Source organism: Streptomyces sp. NPDC045955 (genome assembly GCF_056430805.1).
Genome location: NZ_JBWKKY010000001.1, coordinates 480,737 through 507,039, shown reverse-complemented (window position 1 = coordinate 507,039; position 26,303 = coordinate 480,737). Strand labels below are relative to the sequence as shown.

Here is a 26,303-nt window from a genome sequence, read left to right as displayed (position 1 = left end):
TGCGGGCAGTCGTGCCTCAGCTGCGGGCGATCGTGCCTCCCCCAGTGCCTCAAGGGCCTGGGAGGTACCCCCAGGGCGGCACGGGTGGGCGCAGCGGCACCCCGCGCCGCCGGGTTGCGCAACGCCCCGTCCTCAGCCCCACACCCCGGGCAGGACGTCTGCCGGCAGGACAGCGGGGGCACAATGACCCACATGGCGATCACCGTCGGCTTCGACCTGGACATGACCCTCATCGACTCCCGCCCCGGCATCCGCGCCTGCTACCAGGCGCTGTCCGAGCGGACGGGGACGTACATCGACGCCGACCTGGCGGTCACACGGCTCGGGCCGCCGCTGGCCGAGGAGCTGGTCAACTGGTTCCCGGCCGAGGAGGTCGAGACCGTGGCCGACGTGTACCGGGAGATGTACCCCGCCATCGCGATCGCCGAGGCCCCCGCGCTGCCCGGCGCCCGGGAGGCCATCGCGGCCGTACGGGAAGCCGGCGGACGCGCGATCGTCGTCACGGCCAAGTACGAGCCCAACGCCAAGCTGCACCTCGCCCACCTCGGCATCGAGCCCGACGCCGTCATAGGCGACCTGTGGGCCGAACAGAAGGCGGAGGCGCTGCGCGAGCACGACGCGGGCGTCTACGTCGGCGACCACGTCGGGGACGTGCGCGGCGCCCGGACGGCCGGCGCGCTGTCGGTCGCGGTGGCCACCGGCCCCTGCCCCGCGGAGGAACTGCGCGCGGCGGGCGCGGACGTCGTCCTCACCGACCTGGCGGAATTCCCCGGGTGGTTTTCGGACTACCGTCCCGCACGCGCCTGACGCCGACCGGCCGCCACGGAACGCAGTACTCCCGCGCCGGCGATCAGGAATCCGACCGCCATGAGCATGCTCAGGCCGAACATGTACGTCGGAAAGGGCGTCGTCCCCAGGAACAGCGGGGCGACCGTGACCAGTGTGGCCACGGCGCCGATGAAGAAGACGATGGCACCGGCACGGACCAGACGGTCACCGGGAGCGGCGGAATTCGTTTGGGTTTTGTCACGCACCCGACCAGGGTAGTTCCCAGCGCGAAGGAACAACCGGGTGACGTCTTGTCACCGGCCTGAAGAGCATTAGCCTTGGTACCGGCGGGTCGTACGACCCGCCCGAGTGCTATCAAGAGCCGTTTCCAGAAGCAGTTTTCCGACGAGTACGAGGACGAGGACAGACGTGCCTACCGGCAAGGTCAAGTGGTTCAACAGCGAGAAGGGCTTCGGCTTTCTCTCCCGCGACGACGGCGGTGACGTCTTCGTCCATTCCTCGGTCCTCCCCGCCGGAGTCGAGACGCTCAAGCCGGGACAGCGGGTGGAGTTCGGTGTCGTCGCCGGACAGCGCGGCGACCAGGCGCTGTCCCTGACGATTCTGGACCCGACCCCCTCGGTCGCGGCCGCGACCCGCAAGAAGCCGGATGAGCTCGCCTCCATCGTCCAGGATCTGACGACGCTCCTGGAGAACATCACGCCGATGCTGGAGCGGGGCCGCTACCCCGAGAAGACCGCCGGCAAGAAGATCGCGGGACTGCTGCGCGCGGTCGCCGACCAGTTGGACGTGTAGACCGCCTACGGGAATCGCAGCGCGTTCGGGCCGAGGGGTGGCACCAGTCCCTCGGCCGCCGCGCGTGTCAGCAGACCGCGTACGGCGGCGTAGCCGTCCTCGCCGAGGTCGGCGGTGAACTCGTTGACGTACAGCCCGATGTGCTGGTCGGCGACGGCCGGGTCCATCTCCTGGGCGTGCTCCATGACGTACGGGCGGGATGCCTCGGGGTCGTCCCAGGCGGCGCGCACGGACGTCCGGACGGAGTCGGCCAGCAGCCGCAGCTTCTGCTCGCCCAGCGACCGCTTGGCGATGATCGCGCCCAGCGGGATCGGCAGCCCGGTGGTGTTCTCCCAGTGCTCGCCCATGTCGGCGAGCTTGTGCAGGCCGTAGGTCCGGTACGTGAAGCGCGCCTCGTGGATGACGAGCCCCGCGTCGACCTTCCCGTCCCGTACGGCCGGCATGATCTCGTGGAACGGCATGACGACGATCTCGACCCCGTCGCCCAGCGTGTCCGCGGCCCACAGCCGGAACAGCAGATAGGCGGTGGACTTCTCACTGGGCACGGCGACCGTGCGACCGGTGAGGTCGACGTCCGGCTCCCGCGTCAGCACCAGCGGCCCGCACCCCCGCCCCAGCGCACCCCCGCACGGCAGCAGGGCGTACTGCTCCAGCACGTACGGCAGCACGGCGTACGACACCTTCAGCACGTCGAACTCGCCGCGCTCGGCCATGCCGTTGGTGATGTCGATGTCGGCGAAGGTCACGTCGAAGGCGGGGGCGCCGGGGACGCGGCCGTGGGCCAGGGCGTCGAAGACGAAGGTGTCGTTCGGGCAGGGGGAGTAGGCGATCTTCAGCTGTTCACTGGTCATGCCGGTTCCAACTCTCCAGTACGGGCACGAGCTTCCCGAAGCCCTCGGTGAGGGCCGCCAGGGCATCTGGGATACGCCAGGCGGCGCGGTCGCGCGGCCCGACGGGATTGGAGATCGCCCGCACCTCCAGCACGGGCACCCCGTGCACGGCGGCGGCCTCGGCCACCCCGAAGCCCTCCATGGCCTCGGCGAGGGCGCTGGGGTGACGTTCCCGGAGCGCGGCGGCCCGCTCGGCGGTCCCGGTCACGGTGGAGACGGTGAGCACGGCCCCGGTACGCGCCCCGACGGCGTCGCGGACCAGCCGTACGAGGTCCGCGGGCGGCCGATGCCGAACGCTCCCGAACCCGAGCTCGGTGACCGACACGAACCCGTCGGGCGTCTCGGCCCCCAGATCGGCCGCGACGATCTCATCGGCGACGACGAGCGATCCCACGCGCGCCTCCGGCAGGAACCCCCCGCCGATCCCAGCGGAAACGACGAGGTCGTAGGGGGTGCCTTCGAGGGCGGCGGCGGTCAGGGCGGAAGCGGTGGAGGCAGCGGCGAGGGCGGGCCCCACACCTGCGGCGATCACATCGAGTGTCGTTCCAACAGACCCTGGCGACAGCTCCCCAAGCGCCTCTGCCACCGCGTCCCGTTCAACAGAAACGGCGGTGGCGACAAGCACCCTGCCCAGCCCGGCGGCAGCGATTACGCGTTCTTCTCCAGCTTGAAGTTCCACAGCCCCGACGCGTCCTTCTCGCCCTCCTTGATGGACACCAGCGTCGAGTTGCCCTGCGCCCCGTACTGCGCGTTGAAGAACACGCTGCCCGGAATGGTGCGGTACGTCTTCGTGCTGGAGTCGGTCAGCGGCTGACCGTTCATCAGGATCGTCCAGCCCTCGTCCGCGATCTCCGGGTCGACCCCGATGCGCACGGTCTCGTCAGGGTCGACGGAGATGCTCTTGATGCCCTTGTCCTTCAGGCACTGGTTGAGATCGGACGGCTTCAGGACATCGCCCTCGCCGCCACACGTGGCCTCGGAGTTCACCGAGTCGTGGCCCACGGTGACCGTGGCCATCGGCGTCGGCTTGTCACAGGCCGAGAGGACGAGCAGTCCGGCGGACACGACGCCGGCGGCGGCGACGGCGCGGCGGCGTCGCACAGCGGATTGCAACCTGGTCATGGGCGAAGGCTATCTGGCCCACCGGCAGGACCGCCCACGCGGGGTACGGCGTGCCCGTACGGCGATGCCGGGCGCAGCCGTACCGCTACGCCACGCGCGGCCGTGCCGCACCCCCGTGCCGGGCCGAGACGATCAGCCCCCGTACGGTCGTCAGCCACCCCGTGCCGACGATCGCGGCGCCCACCGCCAGCCCGAGCGTGCCGTTGAGCGGCATCGCGATGCCGACCGCCCCGCCCAGCACCCAGGCCATCTGCAGCAGCGTCTCGGAGCGGGCGAAGGCCGACGTGCGGACCAGTTCGGGCACGTCCCGCTGGATCAGCGCGTCGAGCGACAGCTTGGCCAGGGCCTGCGCGAAACCTGCGATCGCGGCCAGGCCGGCCACCAGGACCGCTCCGAAGAACAACGCGGCCGTGATCGCCGCGCCCAGCACGCACGCCACGACCGTCACGATGATGATCTCCGGCGCGCGGGACCGCAGCCACGCCCCCACGGCCGTACCGAGCGCGTTGCCCGCGCCCGCCGACACGCCCACTATCCCCAGGGACACGGCGGCGCTCTGGCCGGAGATCGGGTGCTCACGCAGCAGGAAGGCGAGGAAGAAGATCAGGAAGCCGGTGAGGCAGCGGATGGCGGCGTTGGCGGCCAGGGCGTGCGTGACGGCCGGGCCGACCGTGCGCAGCCCGGGGCGCTTCACGGGCCGGCGGTGCGGTCCGTGCAGGTGCTCCTCGTCCGCGGCCAGCAGCGCGGTGTCCTCGCCTTTCGCGGAGTCGACCTTCCCTGGCAGCGTGAACGACAGAAACGTCCCTGCCACGAAGATCAAGAAGGCGCCGTAGAGCGGCCAGCGCGGTCCGACCTGCTGGAGTCCGGCACCGATCGGCGCGGCGATGCCGGTGGCGAGGAGCCCGCCGAGGGTCACGCGCGAGTTGGCCTTCACCAGGGAGAAACCCGGCGGCAGCAGCCGGGGCACGACGGCGCTTCTGACCACCCCGTACGCCTTCGACGCGACGAGGACGCCGAGCGCCGCCGGATACAGCTGGAGGCTGCCGCTGACGACCGCGCCGGACAGGATCAGCGCGAGCAGCGCCCGGGCCAGCATCGCCCCGGCCATCGCGGCCCGGCGGCCGTGCGGGAGGCGGTCGAGGAGCGGGCCGACCACCGGCGCGAGGAGGGTGAAGGGCGCCATGGTGATCGCGAGGTACAGCGCGACCCGGCCGCGGGCCTCGTCGGTCGGTACGGAGAAGAACACCGTCGACGCGAGGGCGACGGTGATCATCACATCCCCGGCGCCGTTCACACCGTGCAGCTCGATCAGTTTGCCGAGGCCGGACTCGCCGGCGCCGTGCGCGTGGGTGGCCTTGCGGATGCCGCGGGCGGTTCCGGTGAACGGGAGGTGTAGGGCACGGCCGACCGCGCGGAGGGAGCCGCCCGGACGGCCCGGCCCGCTCAGTCGTCTGCTTCCCTTGACCCCTTTCGACCCACCGGTCCCGGTGGCGCCCTGGGGCGTCCTCGCGGCTGCCACGACGTCATAGTGCCCCGAGATGGCAGTGGGTAGTGCCATTACCGCTTGTATAGGGCCTGTGGGGTGACTGTCCGGGTTGCGGGGACCCGGTCGGCGCGGTGGTCCGGGGCGTCGGTCAGGACCGTCGGTGTACGCGAAGTGGGGCGGAAGGGTAGCGTGCGTATCTCAGCCATCCCGCAAAATGGATGAAGGACGTCGACGCGGTCCCCTGGTCCGCTCCGTCCGCCCCCTGCGCTGGGAGTGGCGCACACGTGAGACGGCGTATGGAGAGAAGCGATACCTGTGAGCGCAGCGACAACGCGAAGCCGCACCCCTGACCGTCTGTGCGCCGAGGCCGTCGACCTCGCCCGCGCCGCAGCCGAGGAGGCCGCGGCACCAGGAATCGTCGGCGAGCACGTGGAGCTGGTCTCCGAAGGGGATCGCGTTGTCACGCACTTCTTCGAGTGCAAGGAGCTCGGGTACCGGGGCTGGCGCTGGGCGGTGACGGTGGCCCGGGCGTCCCGGGCGAAGATCGTCACGGTGGACGAGGCGGTGCTGCTGCCCGGCCCGGACGCGGTGCTCGCGCCCGAGTGGGTGCCGTGGAGCGAGCGGCTGCGCCCCGGTGACATGGGCCCGGGGGATCTGCTGCCCACGGACGCCGAGGACCTGCGTCTGGAGCCCGGCTGGACCGGCGAGGACGAGCCGCCGCCGAACTCCGTCGTCTCCGACGAGATGGCCGCCCTGGCGGAGGCCGAGGACGCGGAGGTCACGGCGGGGCCCCTGGCCGTCCCCGCCCGCGGTTCGATCGCGGCGGTGGCCGAGGAACTCGGCGTGCGCCGTGCCCGGGTGCTGTCCCGCTACGGCCTGCACATCGCCGCCGACCGCTGGGAGGAAGCCTTCGGCCCCAAGACCCCGATGGCGCAGGCGGCCCCCGCCGCCTGTGTGAGCTGCGGCTTCCTGCTCCGTATCGGCGGTTCCCTGGGCCAGGCCTTCGGCGTCTGCGCCAACGAATTCTCGCCGGCCGACGGCCGCGTCGTCTCCCTGGCCTACGGCTGCGGCGGCCACTCCGAGGCGGCGGTCATGCCCAAGCCGCCCCAGCCGGCCCCGCCGGTCATCGACGAGACCCGCGTGGACCCGTTCCCGCTCCGCCCCGCCTCGGACTCGGGCTCGGTCCCGGCGACGGCGGACGAGGACACGGAGGAACTGGGCCACTCGTAGCCGCAGCCGCATCGCCTACTCGTCCTGCTCGTCCGTGAAGATCTCTTCAGCAGCCGGGACGGTGGCGGCACGGATGAGCCACTGGTCCAGAAGCTCGGGGTCGTCGCAGTTGGTGATCCGCTCGCGGACCTGGTGGGGGACGTGGATGCCGCGCGCGTTCAGGACGGTCAGCACGTCTTTGGCCGCACGCCGCATCTCACCCTCCGCGCGGATTTCTTCCGAGATGTACGACTTGTAGAAGGAGAGGTCCACGGCCACCAGGTTCCTCCACATTTCCGCGGCCGGGTGCTTGCCCAGGCCTTGTGCGATGAGTTCGACGATCGGGTCGGCGATCGGTGCGGTGTGTCCCGCAGGACGGTTGTCACTGCTTTGAGTATGGCCCCGATGTCCGGATGCGAGACGTGGGTGATGGCGGACAGTGTCGCGAGCGCGAGGTCTTTTCGGACCTCGGCCGGGTCGGTGAGTACCGGCATGTTGTGCGGTCCCGCTACCAGCGGGCGCAGGGTGAGCAGGGGCCACTGGCGAGGGCCGAAGTGGACCGGGCGCGCCGCCCATTCCGCGGTGGCGCGGTCCTGGCAGACGACCAGGAACAGCGGCTGGAGCCGGTATTTCGTGAGCAGGTACGAGGCGTAGTACGCCCAGCTCGCGGGCTTGTCCGGGTCCTTCTTGCCCTGCGCCTCGACCCCGAGCAGTAACGGCTCGTCGTCCTCGGTCTCCAGCCGGAGCAGGGTGTCGACGCGGCGTTCCAGGGGGCGGACCTCGGTGAGGTCGGTGGGCAGGACGGTGACCGAGGTGGGCGGGGCGAAGTCGATGCCCAGCACTTCGGCGACCCGGGAGAACAGCCCGGGGTGGTCCTGGAAGATGCGGTGCATCGCCTCGTGGGGCGAGCTGACCATGGGGGTGTGAGGCCTTTCGTCGGGGTCGCGCCGAGAGTAGGGCCGACAACCAGGCGCCACGCCAGCCGAGTTGGTGGTGTTCGCCCGGGCGGGTGAGCGGGCGCCAGGGGTGGGGATGGGTGCGGTTCTTTCACCGTTGTGGTCCTTGGGAGAACGGCGACGGTCGAGGCGGAGGCGGGGCGGCTCAGGACCGAGGCGGACGAGCCGGGGTGGGACGTGGATCCCGACGACGAGTGGGGCGTCGCGGTCATCGCGTCCGCGACTCCAAGCACACCGAAGGCCCCCGGCTCGCCGTCGCCCCCCGCCGCATGGGCGGATTTCGTGACGTTCGCCTCCGGGAGCTGAACCGGGGCCGGACGGCGCGCACGGTCCCGCGCCCCAGGCGGTACCTTCGTCCTCTCGTCGATGAGGAGAAGGAACGTGAGCAGCAAGTTCGTGCGGCCCGCCGCCGAGGGTGCCGATCCGTTCGGTACGGCACGTCTGCGGCGTGGAGTGCTGGACGCCTGGGCCACCAGCCCCGCCCGGTTCCGTGAGGACGCCAACGCCGAGGAGGATCTCGTCCTCGGCGGGTACCGGGACCGGCTCGTCGTCGAACTCGCGCAGAACGCCGCCGACGCGGCGGCCCGGGCCGGGGTGCCCGGGCGGCTTCGGCTCACCCTGCGTGACGGTGTGCTCGTCGCCGCCAACACCGGGGCGCCACTGGACGCGGCCGGAGTCGAGTCGCTGTCCACCCTGCGCGCGTCCGCGAAGCGGGAGACCCACGAGCAGGCCGTCGGGCGGTTCGGCGTCGGGTTCGCCGCCGTCCTCGCCGTGACCGACGAGCCCGCCGTCGTCGGCCGGCACGGCGGTGTGCGCTGGTCGCTGGCCGAGGCCCGGGAGCTGGCCGCCGACACCGCCCGGCACAGCCCCGGTCTCGGGGACGAGGTCCGGCGGCGCGACGGTCACGTACCGCTGCTGCGGCTGCCGTTCGCCGCCGAGGGCACCGCCCCCGACCCGTACGACACCGCCGTCATCCTGCCGCTGCGGGACGCGGCCGCCGCCGACCTCGCCGAACGGCTGCTGCGGGCCGTCGACGACGCGCTTCTGCTCACCCTCGCCGGTCTCGAAGAGGTCCTCGTCGAGATCAACGGCGAGAGCCCCCGGACGCTCTCCCGCCGCACCGACGGCCCCTTCACCGTCGTCGACGACTCCGGCGACGGCGTCACCTACTGGCGCACCGCCGCCGCCCACGGCCCCCTCACCCCCGAGCTGCTCACCGGTCGCCCCGTCGAGGAGCGGCTGCGCCCCCACTGGTCGGTCACCTGGGCCGTGCCCGTGGACTCCGACGGCAGCCCGGCCCGGCCCCGCACCAGCCCGGTCGTGCACGCCCCCACCCCCAGCGACGAGCCGCTCGGCGTCCCCGCCCTGCTCATCGCCTCGTTCCCGCTGGACTCCACCCGCCGGCACGCCGCCCCAGGCCCGCTGACCGACTTCCTGATCCAGCGCGCGGCCGACTCCTACGCCGGACTCCTCGGCGAGTGGCGGCCGGTGACGGCCGGGCTCATCGACCTCGTGCCCGGCCCGCTCGGCAAGGGCGAGCTGGACGGTGCCCTGCGCCGGGCGATCCTGGAGCGGCTGCCGCGCACGTCGTTCCTGCCGCCCGCCGTCGAGCGCCGCGAGCACGACGGCGACGAACTGCCCGAGTCGCTGCGGCCCCGGGACGCCGAGGTCGTCGAGGGCGCCGGCACGGACACGGTGCGGGTGCTCGCCGAGGTGCTGCCCACGCTGCTGCCCGCCGGACTGGAACGCCGGGCGGAGCTGCGCACGCTGGGCGTCGCCCGGGTGCCGCTGACCGACGCGATCGACCGGCTGGCCGGGCTGGAGAAGGAGCCCGGCTGGTGGCGGCGGCTCTACGACAGCCTGGCCGGGGTCGACCCGGATCGGCTGTCGGGCCTGCCCGTGCCGCTCGCCGACGGTCGTACGACGATCGGCCCCCGGCAGGTCCTGCTGCCCGGTCCTGACACCACCGGTATCGACCCGGAGACCCTGGCCCGGCTCGGTCTGAAGGTCGCCCACCCGGACGCCGCGCACCCGATCCTGGAGAAGCTGGGCGCCCTGGCCGCGACCCCGCGCGCCATCCTCACCACCCCGCAGGTCAGGGCCGCCGTCGCCGCGTCGCTCGACGACGAGGGCGGCGCGCTGTGGGAGGAGGACACCCTCGACGCGGAGGAACTGGCCGACACCGTGCTCGCGTTGGTGCGGGACGCCGGTCTGGAGCCCGGTGAGGAGCCCTGGCTCGGCGCGCTCGCGCTGCCCGACGAGGACGGCGAACCGGCCCCGGCCTGCGAACTCGTCTTCCCCGGCGGCCCGTTCGCCCAGGTCATGCGCGAGGGTGAACTGGCCGCGGTGGACACCGAGCTGGCCTCGAAGTGGGGCGAGCAGCCGCTGGCGGCCTGCGGGGTCCTGGTGAACTTCGCGCTCGTCCGCGCCACCGACGTCGTCCTCGACCCCGACGAACTGGAGCCCCGCGAGGGCGATTTCGCCGAGCCCGACGACCCGGGCCTGCTGGACGCGGTCGACGTGTGGGCGGAGGACATCCTCGACCGTTTCCCGGACAGCCCGGTGCCGCCGGTCGCCACCGAGATCGTCGCCGTACGGGATCTGGACCTGGTCGACGAGGACAAGTGGTCCCAGGCCCTGTCCCTGCTGTCGCAGCCGCCCCTGCGGGACGCGATCGTCCAGCCCGTGCGCGTCCTGCTGCCGGACGGCACGCACGAGGTCGTACGGCCGTACACGGCGTGGTGGCTGCGCGGGAACCCGGTCCTCGACGGCCGCCGTCCCGCGGGCCTCCGCGCCGCCGGCGGCGACCCGCTCCTGCGCGGTCTCTACGAGGAGGCCGACGCGACCGGCTTCGAGGACGAGCAGGTGCTGCGGGCGCTGGGCGTACGGACGTCCGTCGCCGCGCTGCTGGACGAGCCCGGCGGTGCCGCCGAACTCCTCGACCGGCTCGCCGATCCGGGGCGCGAGGTGACGGACGCCCAACTGCACGCGCTGTACGGGGCGCTGGCCGATCTGGACCCGGAGCAGGTGACCCTGCCGGACGAGCTGCGTGCCGTCATCGACGGCCGGGTGGAGGTCGTGGACGCGGCCGATGCCGTGGTGTGCGACTCACCGGACCTGCTGCCCTTCACGGAAGGCGTCCCGCTGCTCCCTGTCCGCCCGTCCCGGGCCGCCGACCTGGCCGAACTCTTCCAGGTACGGCGCCTGAGCGAGTCGGTCACGGGGCAGGTCACCTCCGAGGGCACGGAGCACGAAGTCCCGGACGCGGTAAGGGTTCTGCTCGGCCCGCGCACCCCCTCCTCCTACATCGAGCACGAGGAACTCGTCGTCGACGGCGTGGAGATCGACTGGCGGCTGACGAACGACGGTGCCCTGCACGCCTCGACCCTGGAGGGCGTGGCGGCCGGGCTCGCCTGGGCAGCCGGGCAGTGGCCGCGGCGGTTCGAGGTGGCGGCGCTGCTGGAGGATCCGTCGAGGACGGAGGAGCTGGCGCGGGATCGATGGTTCGACTGAGTGGCTGACTGGCCGGGCGCCCGAGTGCCCGGTCTCCTTTCCGCATCCTCACGTGACCAGGGCTGTCCTCACCGGACGGCCCTGGTCGCTTTCAGTTCTTCCTCAGCCCCACCGCGTTCGCCCCGCGCAGGCGTGTCAGCAGCGGCGGCAAGCCGTTGTCGCGCGTCGTCCCACGCCACAGCGCGCAGGTCAGAAGCAGCAGAACGCCCCACCGCCACCGGGACGCGGGAAATTCGGGGGTGAACAGCTCGGCGAACAGGGACAGCCGGTCCGGCAGGAAGGCCGCGCCCAGAACCAGAAGCACCAGCAGGGGCACAGCCGCGACTCCGCCGGTGCTCTCACCCCTGCGTCCCGTGGCCGCCGCCGCGGCAGTCAGCGTCCACGCGGTGAGTGTCAGCGGTTCGAGAAGCAGACCCATGAGGGGCAGCGGCTGGCCGGGTGCCGTGATCAACGGGGCCAGTGCGTACTGCGCAGCGCAGGAGAGCGCCACCGCCGCCAGTGCCACAGCGGCTCGCAGGGTGATGACGCGCGTCCGCGGGTAGGGCAGCGCCCGGGTCATGTCGTCGGCCGGGTCGTCCAGTGCGAACGCCGCTCCCACGACGGCGACCATCACTCCCGCACGCAGTGTGAGTGTGGTGTCCTGGAGAGCGAACTGGGCCCCGGTCAGCAAGGGGATGACCACGACCAGGACCCCGATGCCGGAGAAGATCGGCAGGGGCACCCAGCGCATGCTCCGTATCACGGAGATCGCTACGTCCCATCGGCCGGTGTCCGAGGTGACCGGGGCGTACGGGGAACTCGCGGTGGCCCCGTGGTCCACGGCCCCGCCGGGCCCGTCGCGCCTCATGAGGCGCACGTCGCTTCGTCGGCCGGTGCCGCGGGAGGCTTGGGGAGACCCAGCAGCCGCGCCGCGTCGTCCACCGACGTACCGGGAGCCGTAAGTTCGTCCCATTCGGCGACGACCCGCCGGACCAAGGCCTGGCGGTCCTTCTCCGACTCGGCGAGCATCGCCTTGCCCAGCGCCAGCTCACGCGACCCGAACTGCGGTCCGGAGGCCGCGCTCAGCTGTGGCATGGAGAACCCGTAGCCACCGGTGGTGTGATTCTCGATGGTGCGCAGGGCGAGCCTCGTGTCCTCCGTCGCCTGCGTCGCGAGCCAGAAGACGACCGCACCCCGCCCACCACACGTCTGGGTGAGTCCGTCCCCGCCGATGGGTTTCCCCGTCACGACCCGGAAGGCGAAGGCGGCTGAGAACCCCAGCACCTCGTTCTCGGCGAAGTCGTCCTGTCCACCCGCGGACCAGGAAGTGGCGGCCGAGACCGCCTTGGGGGTGCCCGACCTGCTGTCCAGCTCGTTCCACTGTGTCGTGGGCGCCGCGCCGGACGTGCCGGACTCGTCGGCAGCAGGCACGGAGAGGCGCTGCCGCACCGCGTACCGCTGGGCCGCGGCATCCTTCGACACCGAGCGGAGCTGAGCCGAGGCGACCCGGTGCCAGGCGTCGATGTAGGGGACGAACTCGGAGAATGCGCAGTAGGTCACCTGCCCGCGCCGCTCGCACCGCTGCTCACCGTCGGGAGCGAGGAGAAGCCGTTCCCGCGCCGTCTCGATCCGCTCGGGCACCGGCCGGGTCTGCATGGCGGCAGCCGGTACCGCCAGGGCGAGGCCCACGACCAGGGCGGAAAACCCCCAGCGGCGCGGAACTCCGGTCAGGAGCAGGGTGATGGAAAGGACCGTCAGTGCGAGAGCGGAAAGCCACACCAGGTGCCAGCCTGCGGGGCGGTACACCAGGTCGGACGGCAGGGGTGGCCCGAAGCTGTCCTCCCCCGCGACCAACGACAACCAGCGCATAGGCGAATCCGTGGAGACCAGACCCACCAGGACCAACACGCCCAGCACGGCGATAGCGACGGGGGCCAGGACGACCGAGTGCACCAGTTGTGCCCCGAGCACCCCCAGCCATCCGGCCAGCACGACCACCACGGCGGGGGTGGCGACCTCAGCGATCTCGACGCGGCCGACCGCGCCGTCGGCGGTGGCGAACTGCCCTATGCGCAGGGCGGAGAGCAGAAGGACCACGACCGCCGGCGGCACGCAGGCCAGCAGCAGCGCCAGCGACCGGCGCCACGCCGGCAGACCCAGCGCCTCGTAGGAGCTGATGGTGCCGTACCGGTAGGGCCGCAGGGCGGCGAGATTGGCAGCGAGCATCACGCCTGCCGCGGGCGCTAGCAGCGGTGCCTGCAGTTCGTACGACTGCACGTGCAGGACGGCGTAGTACGCCGACTCGCGCGAGAAGACCGCCTCCCATCCCCACAGGGCGGTGATGAGCAGGAGCGACCCCGCCACCGCAGGGTGCCGGATCATGCGCAGACATTCGGCTCCCGTCATCGCCCGCTCACCCCGCTGCTGACGAACGAGCCCATGGCGAGGAGGTAGCCGTCCTCCAGGGTCGGCTCGACGAGCCTGGCGCCCGGGGGAGGGGAGCCGATGTTGCGGTACTCGCCCTGTCCTATGAACCAGCCGGCGACAGCGCCCGCGCCCCGCTCCGGGCTCAGCCACACCTTGCCCTCGGCAGTACGGGTGAGATCCGCCGGTTCCCCGGTGAACCGGACGCGGCCTTCGTCCAGTACGACGACGCGGTTGCAGAGCCAGGACACGTCGTCCGTCTGGTGGGTGGAGAGCAGCACGGAGTGGTGGCGGCCGAGGTCAGCGATCAGCTCTCGGAATCCCATGCGCTGTTCCGGATCGAGGCCCACGGTGGGTTCGTCGAGGATCAGCAGATCCGGGCGGCCGATCATGGCACAGGCCAGTGCGAGGCGTTGCCGCATGCCTCCTGACAGCGTCTTGATCTTCACGGTCGCCCGGTCGCCGAGGCCGACTGCCTGCAGCACACGGTCGGCCTCGGCCTGGCGCGCGTGGCGGCCCGCGATCTCCTTGAGCGCGGCGAAGTGCAGCGCGAAAGCCCGCACGGTGAAGTTCGGGTAGAGGCCCGGGTTCTGCGGAAGGTAGCCGAGCCGACGCCGCGTCTCCCGCAAAAGCGTCCGGGTCTGAGGCGTACTGCCGAACAGTTCGATTCGGCCCCGGGTGGCGACCTGTACCGTCGCCAGGACGCGCAGAAGGGTGGTCTTGCCGGCACCGTTCGGGCCCAGCAGCCCGGTGACACCCCGGCCGATGTCCATGCTCACATCGCTCAGAGCCGTTCTGTCCCGGTACCGCACCGTCAGATCGACAGTCCGGGCCGTTGGCTGCTTTCCCTCTGGCCCGTCGGTGGACCGGGGATTGAGGTGGGCTTTCATGGGGGCGGCTGATCCTTCCGCCGAACGCCTCTGGGACGGCGTCAGCGATTAGAGTGAGGGAAGTTCCGCTTCCGCGCGCCCATCATGCGCGCGGAAGCGGAACGTTGTGGTTCGTGACTGGTTCAGCAGTTCACCAGGCCACGGAAGTTCGCCTGACGCACGCGCCCCTCACTGCGCCAGTAACCCGCCCTGAGCGTCTTGCACTCACCGTCGACCGCCCAGTCCCACTCGAAGTAGAAGGTCTTCGCGGACGAGCAGGTGTTGTTCGCCTTGGCCCACGTCGTCAGGCCTTCCGTCCAGGTGGACCGCTCGACACAGCTCGGGGGAGCTGCGGCCGCGGCCGGTGCCACGTTGACGCCCGTCACGAGCAGCGCCGCTGCCCCGGCAACGGTCGCTGCCTGGCGGGCGGCGATCTTGACTCTTCGCATGTTGCCTCGCATGTCGGATCGTTTTCCCCCACCGGTTTCGGCGGAGGTGACGTGAGCATGTCCTGCCGACAGCGGGCAGCGCACCGGCCACATGGCCAATACTTCACCGGCGCGACTCGGTGAAGTTCGCCGGAAAACGGTCGAGCCCCCAGGACCGGCTTGGTGTTATGTTCACGGCAATAAGCAGGCTGACCACCTGTATCTGGGGGAATCTTGTTGCACATCCATGTCGTGTGCGGCGCGCGCGCACGAGCGCAACAGCTGATCAGATCATTGACACCGTATGCCTCTGTCATATCTCCGCACGACGCATCCACCAGGAGCGGTCCCGAACCGGGGGCCCTGCTCTTCCTCGCAGACGACCTGGCGCTTCCGACCTCCTTGTTCTCCCATGACGAGTTGGACCGGCTGCCGGCCGTCCTGATGGCTCCCGACGAGTGGCTCTCCCGCTGGCGGCCGTCCCTGGTCGCCCTTCCGCTCAGGGCTACGGTCTCCTCGGGTTCCCCGACACAGGCCGTCGCGGGAGTCCTTCTGGCCGTCGCACACGGGTATGAGGTGCGGCGGCACAGCGACCCGGCCGGCACTCCCGCGTCGGACCTCGCCGATCTGCCCACCCGGGCCTGGGACGTCTTTCGCCTGATGCACCTCGGTTACACGAATCGGGAAATCGCGGCTGAACTGAAACTGAGCACGTCGACGGTCAAGCACTACGTCAGCAGGGTTCTCTGTCTGCTGGGGACACGGAATCGTGTGGAGGCGGCCAGGCTCTACCCCTCGACCGTGCCGGGCGAGCGCCTGGCCCACCGTCCCTGAAGCCACCCGCGATGGGCCATCGCCTCGCCGATGGCCCATCGCGGGTGTTCTCACGCCATGGTCCCTTCGTGGCGGAACGTGTCCGACACCGGGCCGGCCGCCTTGTGAGCCCTTCCGCTCGATTCACTGGTGGCGTTGAAGAGCAGGTACCCCACGGTCGCGAGAACCACGAGAACGACGGCCAGGATGATGACGGACTTCTTACTCTTGATCATGTGACGTTCCTTTCAGAGCGTATGTCTTGGTGTCCGCTGCGGGAGCTGTACGAACCGGTCACTCCTTGCGCTTCGGGGACGGGTCCCTGAACAAGGCGGTCACGGCCACGGCAGCCGCGCACAGCAGCGCGGCCCACAGCCAACGTGAGGGGTTCCAGCCCGCCGACAGCGGCTGCGCGAACGGCTGCAGTCCGGCCGGCAGGGGGAGCAGTGCGGCAAGCAGGACGCACAGCACCGCACCCGGAGCCGCCAGTGTTCCGCCTCCGGTGCCCGAGGTGAGGCGGAGCCCCAGCGCGGCGAGTGCGAGCACCGTGGCGAACAGGGCCGCCGCTTCCAGAGTGAGGCCCGGTCCGGGCAGCAGCTCCCGTGTCTCCGGGGCCACTGCCCAAGTGCCCATCACCAGTACGCCGGTCCAGCCCACCGCCACCGCCACCAGTGCGATGGCGACGCGCAGAGCGCGCGGCACCCAGCGCGGCACGGGCACCACCTCGGTCGTGGCGGCGGCGGGATCGTCCAGCATGAACGCGGTGCCCAGGGCGAGCAGTACGGCGCAGGCCCGGATCAACAGCACCGCGTCGGTGAGCCGCAGACCACCTGAGACTGTCGCGGGGACGCCCACCAGCAGAAGGGCGAGCGCTCCCGACACGAGCAGCGGTGTCGTCCGGGAGGAGCGCAGCGCGTAGGGGAGGAGCTGCGGCCACAGCCGCCCGGCGCTCATCGGCAGCCGCTCTCGTCAGCGGGGAGCCGGGCGGGCGCGCTTACGCCGAGCAGGTCCGCGGCCCGGTCGGTGGAGGTGCCCGGTGCGGTCAGTTCGCTCCAGGCAGCCCTGACACGCGCACCGATCCTCTCGGCGGGCTGGGCGAGCAGGTCCTGCGCGAACTGCGTCTCCCTGCTCTCGAAGTCGAGGCCGGCGGCGGACCCCAGCACCAGCAGGACCGGCCCGCCCGTGCTGCGGGATTCGAGGTCCCGCAGGGCGGCGGCGGATTCGCCGGTCGCCTGAGCGGCGAGCCACAGCGTCAGAACGGCCCGGGAACCGCAGACGGTGGTCAGACGGGGCTCGTCCGGCACGGATCCGGTCACCACGCGGTAGGCGAACAGCACCGAGAACTCGGCCACCGCATCGCTCTCGGCGTCCATGCCCGCACTGCCCGCACTCCACCACGTGCCGACGGGAACGGCCTTGGGCGTGCCCGCCCTGCGGTCATCGGCGTCCCAGGCGGCGTGGGGCAGCGGGACGGCCTTCTGTTCCTCCACGCCCGCACGGAAGACACGCTGCCGCACCGCGTACGGCGCCTTCGCGACGTCGTCCGGGGTGCGTTCGAGGACACCCCTCACCACGCCGTCCCACTGCCTCACACGGCCGGTGAACTCCGGGAACGCGCAGTAGGTCACACCCCCCTGTTTCTCGCACTTCTGTTCCCGGGCCGGGTGCTCGGTGGCCGCGGCCCTGGCACGGGCGACGGCATCGGGCAGCGGCCGCGTCTGCAGCACGCCCGAGACCAGGGCGAGTGCGGCGGCGGCGGCCGTGCATGCCCACAGCGTCCCGGTGCCGTGGCGCGGGCCGTCGGGTACCCCGTCCGGCCTGCCACGCAGCAGGGCGGCACAGGCGAACACCGCGGTCAGCGCGGTGAGCCAGAGCAGGTGCCAGCCGACCGGGCGGCCGAGGAGCGCCGACGGGAGCGGCTGTGCGGACTCGTTCTCGATGGCGACGACGGCGAGCCAGCGCCAGTCGGCGGAGTTCTGCACCGCGGCGACGAGGGTGAAAACCGCGAGCACCGCCAGCACCAGGGGTGCCGCGGCGGCTGAGGAGATCAGACGCGCGGTCAGCACACCCAGGACTCCGGCGAGCAGCACCACGGCCGGCCCGGTCGCCACTTCGCCCCACTGAATGGTGCCGACGGCACCCGGCCGGGCCGCGAGATAGCCGATGCGCGCACAGGCCACCAGCGCGGACAGCACGGCGGCGGGCACCACCGCCAGCAGGTGGGCGAGGGTGCGGGCCCGGATGCCGAGGACCATGACCGCGTACACCGGCTCCACTCCGTGCCGCCGGCTGCGCAGCACACCGAGATTGGCGGCGAGCAGGGTGCCTGCGGCCAGCAGCAGCAGGTGCCCCTGGATGGAGCGGGAACTGTCCTGCAACACCGGGTAGCGGTTGGCGGCGTCACCGGTGACCAGGGCATAACCCCACAGGGCGAGATAGGCGGCGAGCCCGCCGAGCATGACCGGGTGGCGCAGCAGCCGTGCCGATTCGACGCGGGCCAGGGCCAGCACCCCGCCGGGTGCCGGGCCCCGGTCGCCACGCGCGGGAGCGGGTGCGGCCACCCCGGGACCCTCACTGATGGTGGTCACGCGGTTCCCTCTTCCCCGGTCATGGCGCCCAGCAGCAGTAAGTAGCCGTCCTCCAGCGTCGGTTCGACGAGCGTGGCGCCCGGCGGGGGTGTGCCGATGTTGCGCACGGTCCCCACCCCGGTGCGCCAGCCGGCGAGAGCCTGCGGATCCCGTTCGGCACTGCTCCACACCCGGTCCGCCGCGACACCGGCGAGCGCCGACGGCTCACCGTCGAACTTCACGACGCCGTGATCGAGCACGACGACCCGGCGGCACAGCGCGGCGACGTCCTCGGTCTGGTGAGTGGAGAGCAGCACGGTCCTGCCCTCGCCGAGGTCGGCGATCAGCTCGCGGAAACGCAGCCGCTGTTCGGGGTCGAGGCCGACCGTCGGCTCGTCCAGGATGAGGAACTCGGGGTCGCCGACCAGAGCCGCCGCCAGCGCCACCCGCTGGCGCATGCCTCCGGACAACTGCTTGATCTTCTTGCCCCGGCGGTCGGCCAGCCCCACCGCGTCGAGCACCCGGAGGACCTCCTTGTGCCGGGCGGTGCGGTCGGTCATCTCCTTGAGGATGGCGACGTAGTCCACGAACTCGAAGGCGGTGAAGGAGGGATGGAATCCCGGGTCCTGCGGCAGATAGCCCAGGCGGCGGCGGATGGCGAGCCGTCCCTCCGGGGTCCGCGGATCCACGCCCAGGACGACTATGTCCCCACCACCGGGCGGGTGAGCCGTCGCCAGGGTGCGCAGCAGCGTGGTCTTGCCCGCGCCGTTGGGCCCGATGAGTCCTGTGACACCCGGTTCGAGGCTGAGCGATACACCCCTCAGCGCTCGGAAGTTCCTGTAGTCGACGGTGAGTTCGCGGACCGTGACCGCGGCTGCGCTCGTCGGGCTCAGCGGATTCGTCAGGCTCATCGGTATAAGTCCCCCATGGGTGGTTGGTGTGTGCTGATGAGGTCGGGTCGAGTACGCGCCGGGATTCGGGTCAGCGAGCCGGCAGGGTGTAGCGCACGCGCATCACGGCGACCGCGAGCGCGGCAGCCGCCAGTACCGTGGCGGCGCACACCTGCCCCTCGGCGGTGAGCAGGGCATCCTGCACGGGACGGAAGGCCAGCAGCAGACAGCACGTCCAGGCGCCGCCGACGGATCCGGCGGCGACGGCCGGATCGAGGCGTGCGGACAGGGCCAGTGTGAGCGTGGTGAGCGCGAGCGACGGCAGGAGCCAGCCGAACGCCTGAAGGGCCGGTCCCGGCATGGCCACGGCGGTCACCGTGGTGGGCACCAGCGCGGTGGCGACCACCGTGACGGTACGCAGGAGCAGCAGGCGCAGGCCGTGCATCGGAGCAACAAGCGTCATCTCGTACATCGGATCGGCACGCGGCCCGAAGGACGCGGCCACCCCGACGACGGGCAGGGCGGGTGCCACCACCAGGAACGGCAGCGTGGCGGAGGCGGCGTGACCGAGACGGGCCACCACGAGCGTCAGGAGCAGGGTGACCACGGTTCCGACGAGCCACGAGCGGCGCAGCGCCGGAGTCGCGGAGATCAGGCGTGCCGTGTGCTCGGGGATCCGCAGCCACAGCAAGGTGCGTTCGATCATGCCGGGCAGTGGGACGTCCTTGGCGGCGTCGAGCCGGGCCCATCCGGCGTCGGTCCTCGCGCGGTCGCCATAAGGGGCGAGCCGACTCCGGCAGGCCGTGCAGCGTGCCAGATGGGCGTCTGCCTGGGCGAGACCGGGCGAGCCCGGCCGCCCGGCCGCATAGGCCTGGAGTACCGAGTCCGGGACATGGGGGCCGTGCCTCGCCGGAGACGGCTCGCTGGGTGAAGACCTGGAGGTCATGGGCTGCTCCTTTCCTGCAACCGCCCGCTGTGTGTTGCGCATGCCAACTCCCTGCGGAGCTGCCGACGGGCTCTCATGGCACGGGTCTTGACGGTGCCCACGGGGATCCGCAGTGCCTTGGCGGCCTCCGCGGTGGACAGGCCCTCGACCACGGTGGCCTGCAGCACCGCCCTCAGCTCGGCGGGTAACTTGCTCATTGCCTCGGCCAGTTCACCGTGGGGCAGGTCGTACAGCGCCTCGTCCTCGGCGGAGGGGTGCTCCTGGTGCCGGAACCGGCTGAGAGCCTGCACGAGCCGTGCCCTGGCTCCGTGCCCGCGCTGTGCGTCGATGAGCCGGCGCGAAGCGATGCGCCACAACCAGCCGCAGGCGTCCGCGCCCTCCTGTTCGCGATAGCGGGCGCTGCCGCGCCACACCGCGAGGAAGGTCTCCTGCACCACGTCGTCCACGAGGGCGGCGTCGGGGCACCGGTACTGCAGTCGTGCCACCAGCCATGGCTCATGGCGCCGGTAGAGCAGTTCGAAGGCACGGCTGTCGCCGTCCTCCACCGCGCGCAGCAACTCTCCGTCGCTGCGGCCCTGCCTCTCCATGTACGCCACACTCCCTCATCGGACCGGGAGGGGCGATCGGTTCACGGTTCCGCGCATTTTTCAGGCGGCCCCTTGATCAGGCCGGAGAGCAGCGGTCGAACCCACTGCCACAGGGCGGCCCGGCAGTGGCCGCGGTGGTTCGAGGTGGCGGCAGTGCTGGAGGATCCGTCGCGGACGGAGGAGCTGGCACGGGATCGGCGGTTCGACCGAAGCGTGCGGTGGCGTTTGGTCGATCAGTGAAAACGTCTACACAAATTTTTCACCTGCCGTACAACCAAGCCCCTTGCTCGCGAATCTGACCACGTGAGTCAACAGACTCCACGATCACTTGGGCCTCAGGAGCCGACGACGAGCGCCGGGCCCCTCTCCACCTGGAGAACGCATGCGCATCCGAGCCACCGTTGCCGCCGTCACCGGCGCCCTGGCCCTCTCCGCCCTGGCCGTTCCCGCCGCGCAGGCGGATGGCGGGATCGGCGACACCACGATCACCAAGGTCGTGGTCGACGGCGACAACAAGGTGTCCGTGGGTACGAGCGCCGCGAAGACCATCAAGGTCAGCGTGACGGCCCAGGACGACTCGGGCATCGCGGGCGCCGACGAGTTCACACTGAGCGGCCCCGACTACGGCTTCTTCACGACCTCCAAGCCGACGTGCACGGCCGTCAGCTCCACCACCTCCACGTGCACGGCCTCGGTGCTGGTCGATCCGAAGGTCGACTACCTCAGCAACGCCAATGCCGGGACCTGGTACGTCGACGCCCTCGTCAACGCCAAGGACGACGACTTCGTGTGGAAGGAGAAGGCCGGATCCTTCAAGTTCCAGCGCGCCTCCCAGCTGACGGTCAACGCCTCGCCGGAGCCCGTGTACAAGGGCAAGACCATCACGGCCACCGGCAAGCTGTCCCGTGCCAACTGGGAGACGCTCAAGTACGCGGGCTACACCAACCAGCCGGTGAAGCTCCAGTTCCGCAAGGCGGGCACCAGCACGTACACCACGCTCAAGACGGTGTACTCCGACCAGTACGGCAACCTGAAGACCACCGTCACGGCCTCCACCGACGGCTACTTCCGCTACTCCTTCGCGGGCACGACGACCACGCCGGCCGTCAACGCCGCGGGCGACTTCGTCGACGTGCGATAACTCCCTTCCCGCGACGACGACACCGCCGGACCCGGAGCCGTTTTGGGGCCGGCGGTGGCGTCTTCGCGCCGGGCATTGTTCATGCGCGTGTCAAACATGGCGAATGACACGGCAAAACCCGGACCGCGCCGTACAACCTGTCCGGGGTCTCGTGGATCTGATCATCGAGTCAACAGACTCCTAGATCACTTCTCCACCCTGGGGAACACATGCACATGCGAGCCACCGTGGCCGCCGTCGCCGGCGCCCTGGCCCTCTCCGCCCTCGTCGTTCCGGCCGCGCAGGCCGCCGACGCGCCGTCCGGCAAGGCGGCCTTCAGCTCCGCCTCGGCCGACGCCGAATCGGGCACCACCGCGTCGACCCTCGACGTCACCTTCTCCGACATGAAGGTCAACAGCGGCAAGAACATCGTCGTCGGCACCACGAACGTGGTCAGCTTCCCCGTCACCTACACCGTGACCCACGCCGCGGACCTCGACACCAGCTCGGACAACTTCGCCACCGGCCCGCTGATCTACCACGGCTCCTCGATGGACACCGCGGACAACGTCTTCATCAGCGACGACCCGGCCACCTGCACGGCCGCCTCGTCGACCGTCCTCAACTGCAAGGGCGTCATCTTCATCCGCCCGGCCGACGGCGACCTGTTCAACTCCGACGCCGGCACCTGGGGCGCCGGTGCCCTCGCCGTCACCAGCAACGGTGACGAGAAGATGCAGGACGGCCTGGCCAGCACCAAGGTGCAGCGCTACTCCAAGCTGACCGTCAACGCCGGCCCCGAGCCCGTGTACAAGGGCAAGACCATCACGTCCACCGGCAAGCTGTCGCGCGCCAACTGGGAGGACAACGCCTACCACGGCTACACCAACCAGCCGGTCAAGCTCCAGTTCCGCAAGGCGGGCACCAGCACGTACACCACGATCAAGACGGTGTACTCCGACCAGTACGGCAACCTGAAGGCCACCGCCACCGCCCAGTACGACGGCTACTGGCGCTTCAGCTTCGCCGGCACGACGACCACCCCGGCGGTCAACGCCACGGGCGACTACGTCGACGTGAAGTAAACCCCGGCTACGCCGGGAAGCGGCGGTCCACCCACCTCCACAGGAGTTCCAGGGTGGCCGCCGCCACCACCGCGATGCCGACCGCCAGCCACGGCATCGTCACCCCGACCAGCTTGAGCGCGAAGAAGTGCTGGAGCCAGGGCACGACCAGCACCAGCAGGAACGCCCCGCCCATCGCCGCCACCAGGGCGATCCGCCACCAGGTGTAGGGGCGGGCGATGATCGCCAGGACCCAGATCGAGATGAGGAACAGCGTGAGCGTCGCGGCACTGGTCTCCGCGTCCAGCGCGTCCGCGCCCGTGTAGTGCTCCCGGGCGATCAGATACATCGCGAAGGTCGCCAGCGCGGCCACCGCCCCGCCCGGGATCGCGTACCGCATCACCCGCCGCACGAAGTTCGGCTTCGCGCGTTCCTTGTTGGGCGCGAGCGCGAGGAAGAAGGCCGGGACGCCGATCGTCAGGGTCGACAGCAGCGTCAGATGCCGGGGCAGGAACGGGTACTCGACCTGGGAGCAGACCACCAGGATCGCCAGCAGCACCGAGTAGACCGTCTTGACGAGGAACAGGGTCGCGACCCTCGTGATGTTGCCGATGACGCGGCGGCCCTCCGCCACCACCGACGGCAGCGTCGCGAAGCTGTTGTTCAGCAGCACGATCTGCGCGACCGCCCGGGTCGCCTCCGAGCCGGATCCCATCGCTACGCCGATGTCGGCGTCCTTCAGGGCGAGGACGTCGTTGACCCCGTCGCCCGTCATCGCGACGGTGTGCCCGCGGGACTGCAACGCGCCCACCATGGTCCGCTTCTGCTGCGGGGTGACCCGCCCGAACACGGTGCCGTCGTCGAGGACCTCGGCCATCCCCTCCCGCTCGGCGGGCAGCCGGCGCGCGTCCACCGTGGCGCCGGACAGTCCCAGCTTGGCCGCGACGGCGCCGACCGACACCGCGTTGTCGCCGGAGATCACCTTGGCGGCCACGTTCTGGTCGGCGAAGTAGCGCAGCGTGTCGGCCGCGTCCGGCCGCAGCCGCTGCTCCAGGACCACCAGCGCGACGGGCTTCGCTCCCTCGGCGACCTCCGGGTCGTCCAGGTCGCGGTCGACCCGGGCGAGCAGCAGCACCCGCAGACCCTGCTCATTCAGCCGCCCCGTCTCGGCGAGGGCCGGGTCGTCGTCGGGCAGCAGCACGTCCGGCGCCCCGAGCAGCCAGGTGCTGCTCTGCCCGTCGGCCTCGGCGAACGCGGCGCCGCTGTACTTCCGGGCGGAGGAGAACGGCAACGCCTGGGTGCACCGCCAGTCCTCGCCGTCCGGGTAGGCGTCGATGATCGCCTTGAGCGAGGCGTTCGGCCGGGGGTCGGACTCGCCGAGAGCGCCGAGCACCCGGCGTACGTACGTCTCGTCGGCGCCCTGCAGCGGCCGCAGCTCGGTGACGTCCATGCCGCCCTCGGTGAGGGTGCCGGTCTTGTCCAGGCAGACCGTGTCGACCCGGGCCAGCCCCTCGATCGCGGGCAGCTCCTGGACCAGGCACTGCTTGCGGCCGAGACGGATGACGCCGATGGCGAACGCCACCGAGGTGAGCAGGACCAGCCCCTCGGGGACCATCGGGACGATGCCGCCGACCGTGCGGGCGACGGAGTCGTCGAAGGCGTTCTCCTTCACGATCAGCTGGCTGATGATCAGCCCGATCGCGGTCGGGACCATCATCCACGTGACGTACTTGAGGATCGTGGAGATGCCGGAGCGCAGCTCGGACTGGACGAGCGTGAACCGGGAGGCTTCCTCCGCGAGCTGCGCGGCATACGCCTCACGGCCGACCTTCGTCGCCTGGAAGGCCCCGCCGCCCGCGACCACGAAGCTGCCGGACATCACTTGGTCGCCGGGCCGTTTGACGACCGGGTCGGCCTCGCCGGTGAGCAGCGACTCGTCGATCTCCAGCCCGTCGGCCTCGGCACAGACGCCGTCGACGACGACCTTGTCGCCGGGCCCGATCTCGATCAGGTCGTCGAGGACGATCTCGGAGGTGCTGACCGGGCCGGAGGCCCCGTCCCGGCGGACGGTGGGACGCACCTCGCCGATCAGCGCGAGCGAGTCCAGCGTCTTCTTCGCCCGCCACTCCTGGACGATGCCGATCCCGGTGTTGGCGAGGATCACGAAGCCGAACAGGCTGTCCTGGATCGGCGCGACGAACAGCATGATCAGCCACAGCACGCCGATGATCGCGTTGAAGCGGGTGAAGACGTTCGCGCGGACGATGTCGACGGTGGAGCGGCTGCTGCGCACCGGCACGTCGTTGACCTGGCCGCGCTCCACCCGCTCCGCGACCTGAGCCGAGGTCAGGCCGGTCTCGCGTGAGGTGACCGTCGCCGGCCGCGCGGAGTCGGGCCGGGCACCCGCGTCGAGATGCGTCATGCATTCGACGGTACGTGCGGATTTGCCACTTCACCTGCCGAATGCGGGGAAGATCCGACCTGGGAACGACGGACGTCGTGCCCTGGTCGTACGGCAGTTGTACGCCCTCCGAGCCCCGTCGGACCCTGGTGCCACCCGCGGTGTCAGCTCGCCCGGCGCGCGGTGAACAGCAGGTATTCCCACTCCAGGACGGTCCCGCCCCCGTCCGTGCTCAGATCGCCCTCACGGGCGAGGCCCGCCAGGTCGCGGTCCAGGGCGGCGGTGCGCTCGGGATCGCCGGCGATGTTCTTGTAGACGGTGATCGTGGGGCCGTAGCGCTCCTTGAAGTAGTCACGGAACGCCTCGGGTGTCTCGAAGCGGTCGACCCGGACGGTCCGGCGCTCGGCCCGCACGTTCGTGATCCGGTCGCCGAAGAGGGCGCGCACATGGTCCTCGTCCCCCCACAGCGGGGGCGGCTGGGCACCCGGCGGGGGCGGCGGCGCGTACGGCTTCATCGTGGCGAACATCCGCCCAATGAAGCCCTGCGGCGTCCAGCTCAGCAGGCCGATGGTGCCGCCCGGACGGCAGACCCGGGCGAGTTCGCCGGCGGCCTGCTGGTGGTGCGGTGCGAACATCACCCCGACGCAGGACAGCACGGTGTCGAACTCCGCGTCATCGAAGGGCAGGGCCTCGGCGTCGGCCTCCTGCCAGCTCAGTTCCACGCCGTGCTTCCCGGCCGCGCGCCGGCCGGCCTCGAACAGCTCCGGGGTCAGGTCCGAGGCGACCACGTCCGCGCCGGCCAGGGCCGCCGGGATCGCGGCGTTGCCGCTGCCGGCGCCCACGTCCAGCACCCGTTGGCCGGAGCGGACCCCGCACGCCTCGACCAGGACCGCCCCGAGATCGGGGATGACCTCTGCGGCCAGGGACGGGTAGTCGCCCTGCGCCCACATCGCCCGGTGTTTGGCCTTCAGGGCCCGGTCGGCCTCTGCCGCGCTGTCCTGCGTCGTCATGGCTGCGCTCCTCACCGGTGGGGCGGCGGCCGCGACGATTTCGGGCGTTTCGCCGCCTTCCTCCGAGAGTAGGGAGGCGGCGGCTGCGTGTCTCGCCGGGAAGCGGGCAGGAACGTGCCTATTCGGCCGGCGGTGTCGCCGTCCCTCCGGCCGGCGGAGTGGCCGTCACCTCCTGCTGGGCCGCCGCCCGCTTGATCGCGGCCTCGCGCCTGCGGACGTACCAGATGCCGATCAGCCCCAGACCGCCGCCGGCCAGGCAGGTCCACACCCACCAGGTGTGGCCGTGGTCGTCGAACCAGCCGTAGAAGGGGAGCTGGACCAGGAAGAGGACGAACCACAGGATCGTGCCGCCGGTGACGGTGGCGACCACGGGGCCCTCCAGGGGCTCCGGCGCCTCGTGTCTGGGGGTCCATTTCGCCATGGGGACAGCTTACGAGGCGATCAGGTC

Annotated in this window: 26 protein-coding genes and 1 pseudogene; 8 read left to right on the top strand and 19 right to left on the bottom strand. The window is 71.2% G+C overall.

Annotation, left to right across the window (positions count from 1 at the left end; genetic code table 11):
* The first annotated feature begins 183 nt into the window (after positions 1 to 183).
* The gene (locus AC07F0_RS02330) at positions 184 to 807 is read left to right on the top strand and encodes an HAD family hydrolase (RefSeq protein ID WP_478973173.1); all 624 of its coding nucleotides are present in this window, start codon (positions 184 to 186) and stop codon (positions 805 to 807) included.
* Here AC07F0_RS02330 and AC07F0_RS02325 read toward each other — a convergent pair.
* Positions 786 to 1,034 carry a hypothetical protein gene (locus AC07F0_RS02325; RefSeq protein WP_399415329.1) on the bottom strand — a complete coding sequence of 83 codons (249 nt, stop codon included), beginning with the start codon at positions 1,032 to 1,034 and terminating at the stop codon, positions 786 to 788. The genes AC07F0_RS02330 and AC07F0_RS02325 overlap by 22 nt on opposite strands.
* Positions 1,035 to 1,197: 163 nt before the next feature.
* On the opposite strand from AC07F0_RS02325, the gene AC07F0_RS02320 reads away from it, so the two are divergent.
* Positions 1,198 to 1,581 (top strand): cold-shock protein, encoded by a 384-nt coding sequence (locus AC07F0_RS02320; protein WP_010035896.1) that lies wholly within the window; start codon positions 1,198 to 1,200, stop codon positions 1,579 to 1,581.
* Between the two features lie 5 nt (positions 1,582 to 1,586).
* Here AC07F0_RS02320 and AC07F0_RS02315 read toward each other — a convergent pair whose 3' ends face one another.
* From AC07F0_RS02315 to AC07F0_RS02300, 4 genes are all read right to left on the bottom strand, one after another.
* Complete coding sequence (locus tag AC07F0_RS02315) at positions 1,587 to 2,432, bottom strand: 1,4-dihydroxy-6-naphthoate synthase (RefSeq protein WP_478973171.1); 846 nt, start codon at positions 2,430 to 2,432, stop codon at positions 1,587 to 1,589.
* Complete coding sequence (locus tag AC07F0_RS02310; protein ID WP_478973168.1) at positions 2,422 to 3,096, bottom strand: futalosine hydrolase; 675 nt, start codon at positions 3,094 to 3,096, stop codon at positions 2,422 to 2,424. Before AC07F0_RS02310 ends, AC07F0_RS02315 begins: the two co-directional genes overlap by 11 nt.
* Before the next feature lie 23 nt (positions 3,097 to 3,119).
* Positions 3,120 to 3,593 carry a DUF2771 domain-containing protein gene (locus AC07F0_RS02305; RefSeq protein WP_478973166.1) on the bottom strand — a complete coding sequence of 158 codons (474 nt, stop codon included), beginning with the start codon at positions 3,591 to 3,593 and terminating at the stop codon, positions 3,120 to 3,122.
* 85 nt (positions 3,594 to 3,678) lie between these two features.
* A complete protein-coding gene (locus tag AC07F0_RS02300; RefSeq protein ID WP_478973163.1) occupies positions 3,679 to 5,112 on the bottom strand; it encodes an MFS transporter in 1,434 nt (477 codons plus the stop codon).
* Between the two features lie 282 nt (positions 5,113 to 5,394).
* On the opposite strand from AC07F0_RS02300, the gene AC07F0_RS02295 reads away from it, so the two are divergent.
* A complete protein-coding gene (locus tag AC07F0_RS02295) occupies positions 5,395 to 6,309 on the top strand; it encodes a DUF3027 domain-containing protein (protein WP_478973160.1) in 915 nt (304 codons plus the stop codon).
* 15 nt (positions 6,310 to 6,324) lie between these two features.
* On the opposite strand, the pseudogene AC07F0_RS02290 reads toward AC07F0_RS02295, so the two are convergent.
* Positions 6,325 to 7,205: pseudogene (locus tag AC07F0_RS02290) on the bottom strand (hypothetical protein).
* A gap of 138 nt (positions 7,206 to 7,343) precedes the next feature.
* Here AC07F0_RS02290 and AC07F0_RS02285 point away from each other — a divergent pair.
* On the top strand, positions 7,344 to 7,550 hold the full coding sequence (locus AC07F0_RS02285; protein WP_478973587.1) for a hypothetical protein: 207 nt from the start codon (positions 7,344 to 7,346) through the stop codon (positions 7,548 to 7,550).
* Positions 7,551 to 7,610: 60 nt separating this feature from the next.
* Positions 7,611 to 10,757, top strand: coding sequence for a sacsin N-terminal ATP-binding-like domain-containing protein (locus AC07F0_RS02280; protein WP_478973157.1), 3,147 nt, complete (start codon positions 7,611 to 7,613; stop codon positions 10,755 to 10,757).
* Positions 10,758 to 10,848: 91 nt separating this feature from the next.
* Here the strand turns inward: AC07F0_RS02280 and AC07F0_RS02275 are convergent, their stop codons facing one another.
* The 4 genes from AC07F0_RS02275 to AC07F0_RS02260 all read right to left on the bottom strand — a co-directional run bounded on the left by AC07F0_RS02275 (position 10,849) and on the right by AC07F0_RS02260 (position 14,478).
* Positions 10,849 to 11,604: a hypothetical protein gene (locus tag AC07F0_RS02275; RefSeq protein ID WP_478973154.1), complete on the bottom strand. Its 756-nt coding sequence runs from the start codon at positions 11,602 to 11,604 to the stop codon at positions 10,849 to 10,851.
* A complete protein-coding gene (locus AC07F0_RS02270) occupies positions 11,601 to 13,118 on the bottom strand; it encodes a hypothetical protein (RefSeq protein WP_478973151.1) in 1,518 nt (505 codons plus the stop codon). Before AC07F0_RS02270 ends, AC07F0_RS02275 begins: the two co-directional genes overlap by 4 nt.
* A 20-nt stretch (positions 13,119 to 13,138) precedes the next feature.
* Complete coding sequence (locus AC07F0_RS02265) at positions 13,139 to 14,050, bottom strand: ATP-binding cassette domain-containing protein (protein WP_478973148.1); 912 nt, start codon at positions 14,048 to 14,050, stop codon at positions 13,139 to 13,141.
* A gap of 122 nt (positions 14,051 to 14,172) precedes the next feature.
* Entirely contained in the window at positions 14,173 to 14,478 is a 306-nt protein-coding gene (locus AC07F0_RS02260; protein ID WP_478973145.1) for a hypothetical protein, read from the bottom strand.
* 399 nt (positions 14,479 to 14,877) lie between these two features.
* On the opposite strand from AC07F0_RS02260, the gene AC07F0_RS02255 reads away from it, so the two are divergent.
* Positions 14,878 to 15,291 carry a helix-turn-helix transcriptional regulator gene (locus tag AC07F0_RS02255; RefSeq protein WP_478973142.1) on the top strand — a complete coding sequence of 138 codons (414 nt, stop codon included), beginning with the start codon at positions 14,878 to 14,880 and terminating at the stop codon, positions 15,289 to 15,291.
* A 50-nt stretch (positions 15,292 to 15,341) separates the two neighbouring features.
* Here AC07F0_RS02255 and AC07F0_RS02250 read toward each other — a convergent pair whose 3' ends face one another.
* The 6 genes from AC07F0_RS02250 to AC07F0_RS02225 all read right to left on the bottom strand — a co-directional run bounded on the left by AC07F0_RS02250 (position 15,342) and on the right by AC07F0_RS02225 (position 20,260).
* Positions 15,342 to 15,506, bottom strand: a complete 165-nt coding sequence (locus tag AC07F0_RS02250) for a hypothetical protein (RefSeq protein WP_478973139.1) — start codon at positions 15,504 to 15,506, stop codon at positions 15,342 to 15,344.
* Between the two features lie 58 nt (positions 15,507 to 15,564).
* Positions 15,565 to 16,224, bottom strand: a complete 660-nt coding sequence (locus AC07F0_RS02245; protein WP_478973136.1) for a hypothetical protein — start codon at positions 16,222 to 16,224, stop codon at positions 15,565 to 15,567.
* Positions 16,221 to 17,858 carry an ABC transporter permease gene (locus AC07F0_RS02240; RefSeq protein WP_478973133.1) on the bottom strand — a complete coding sequence of 546 codons (1,638 nt, stop codon included), beginning with the start codon at positions 17,856 to 17,858 and terminating at the stop codon, positions 16,221 to 16,223. Before AC07F0_RS02240 ends, AC07F0_RS02245 begins: the two co-directional genes overlap by 4 nt.
* On the bottom strand, positions 17,855 to 18,748 hold the full coding sequence (locus AC07F0_RS02235) for an ABC transporter ATP-binding protein (RefSeq protein WP_478973130.1): 894 nt from the start codon (positions 18,746 to 18,748) through the stop codon (positions 17,855 to 17,857). Before AC07F0_RS02235 ends, AC07F0_RS02240 begins: the two co-directional genes overlap by 4 nt.
* 70 nt (positions 18,749 to 18,818) lie before the next feature.
* On the bottom strand, positions 18,819 to 19,673 hold the full coding sequence (locus tag AC07F0_RS02230) for a cupin domain-containing protein (RefSeq protein ID WP_478973128.1): 855 nt from the start codon (positions 19,671 to 19,673) through the stop codon (positions 18,819 to 18,821).
* Entirely contained in the window at positions 19,670 to 20,260 is a 591-nt protein-coding gene (locus AC07F0_RS02225; protein ID WP_478973126.1) for an RNA polymerase sigma factor, read from the bottom strand. Before AC07F0_RS02225 ends, AC07F0_RS02230 begins: the two co-directional genes overlap by 4 nt.
* Before the next feature lie 382 nt (positions 20,261 to 20,642).
* Here AC07F0_RS02225 and AC07F0_RS02220 point away from each other — a divergent pair, with 382 nt between their 5' ends.
* Complete coding sequence (locus AC07F0_RS02220; RefSeq protein WP_478973123.1) at positions 20,643 to 21,401, top strand: calcium-binding protein; 759 nt, start codon at positions 20,643 to 20,645, stop codon at positions 21,399 to 21,401.
* A gap of 209 nt (positions 21,402 to 21,610) precedes the next feature.
* A complete protein-coding gene (locus AC07F0_RS02215; protein ID WP_478973120.1) occupies positions 21,611 to 22,465 on the top strand; it encodes a hypothetical protein in 855 nt (284 codons plus the stop codon).
* A gap of 7 nt (positions 22,466 to 22,472) precedes the next feature.
* Here the strand turns inward: AC07F0_RS02215 and AC07F0_RS02210 are convergent, their stop codons facing one another.
* From AC07F0_RS02210 to AC07F0_RS02200, 3 genes are all read right to left on the bottom strand, one after another.
* Positions 22,473 to 24,866 (bottom strand): HAD-IC family P-type ATPase, encoded by a 2,394-nt coding sequence (locus AC07F0_RS02210; protein ID WP_478973117.1) that lies wholly within the window; start codon positions 24,864 to 24,866, stop codon positions 22,473 to 22,475.
* Between the two features lie 143 nt (positions 24,867 to 25,009).
* A complete protein-coding gene (locus tag AC07F0_RS02205; RefSeq protein ID WP_478973114.1) occupies positions 25,010 to 25,855 on the bottom strand; it encodes a class I SAM-dependent methyltransferase in 846 nt (281 codons plus the stop codon).
* A 118-nt stretch (positions 25,856 to 25,973) separates the two neighbouring features.
* Positions 25,974 to 26,276: a DUF2530 domain-containing protein gene (locus AC07F0_RS02200; protein ID WP_478973111.1), complete on the bottom strand. Its 303-nt coding sequence runs from the start codon at positions 26,274 to 26,276 to the stop codon at positions 25,974 to 25,976.
* Positions 26,277 to 26,303 lie beyond the last annotated feature (27 nt).

Coding starts and splice junctions, on each gene's coding strand:
- AC07F0_RS02330 (WP_478973173.1), top strand. CDS start 184: ATGACCCACATGGCGATCACCGTCGGCTTCGACCTGGACATGACCCTC.
- AC07F0_RS02315 (WP_478973171.1), bottom strand. CDS start 2,432: ATGACCAGTGAACAGCTGAAGATCGCCTACTCCCCCTGCCCGAACGAC.
- AC07F0_RS02305 (WP_478973166.1), bottom strand. CDS start 3,593: ATGACCAGGTTGCAATCCGCTGTGCGACGCCGCCGCGCCGTCGCCGCC.
- AC07F0_RS02280 (WP_478973157.1), top strand. CDS start 7,611: ATGAGGAGAAGGAACGTGAGCAGCAAGTTCGTGCGGCCCGCCGCCGAG.
- AC07F0_RS02275 (WP_478973154.1), bottom strand. CDS start 11,604: ATGAGGCGCGACGGGCCCGGCGGGGCCGTGGACCACGGGGCCACCGCG.
- AC07F0_RS02270 (WP_478973151.1), bottom strand. CDS start 13,118: ATGATCCGGCACCCTGCGGTGGCGGGGTCGCTCCTGCTCATCACCGCC.
- AC07F0_RS02265 (WP_478973148.1), bottom strand. CDS start 14,050: ATGAAAGCCCACCTCAATCCCCGGTCCACCGACGGGCCAGAGGGAAAG.
- AC07F0_RS02260 (WP_478973145.1), bottom strand. CDS start 14,478: ATGCGAAGAGTCAAGATCGCCGCCCGCCAGGCAGCGACCGTTGCCGGG.
- AC07F0_RS02250 (WP_478973139.1), bottom strand. CDS start 15,506: ATGATCAAGAGTAAGAAGTCCGTCATCATCCTGGCCGTCGTTCTCGTG.
- AC07F0_RS02245 (WP_478973136.1), bottom strand. CDS start 16,224: ATGAGCGCCGGGCGGCTGTGGCCGCAGCTCCTCCCCTACGCGCTGCGC.
- AC07F0_RS02235 (WP_478973130.1), bottom strand. CDS start 18,748: ATGAGCCTGACGAATCCGCTGAGCCCGACGAGCGCAGCCGCGGTCACG.
- AC07F0_RS02230 (WP_478973128.1), bottom strand. CDS start 19,673: ATGACCTCCAGGTCTTCACCCAGCGAGCCGTCTCCGGCGAGGCACGGC.
- AC07F0_RS02225 (WP_478973126.1), bottom strand. CDS start 20,260: ATGGAGAGGCAGGGCCGCAGCGACGGAGAGTTGCTGCGCGCGGTGGAG.
- AC07F0_RS02220 (WP_478973123.1), top strand. CDS start 20,643: ATGCGCATCCGAGCCACCGTTGCCGCCGTCACCGGCGCCCTGGCCCTC.
- AC07F0_RS02215 (WP_478973120.1), top strand. CDS start 21,611: ATGCACATGCGAGCCACCGTGGCCGCCGTCGCCGGCGCCCTGGCCCTC.
- AC07F0_RS02210 (WP_478973117.1), bottom strand. CDS start 24,866: ATGACGCATCTCGACGCGGGTGCCCGGCCCGACTCCGCGCGGCCGGCG.
- AC07F0_RS02205 (WP_478973114.1), bottom strand. CDS start 25,855: ATGACGACGCAGGACAGCGCGGCAGAGGCCGACCGGGCCCTGAAGGCC.
- AC07F0_RS02200 (WP_478973111.1), bottom strand. CDS start 26,276: ATGGCGAAATGGACCCCCAGACACGAGGCGCCGGAGCCCCTGGAGGGC.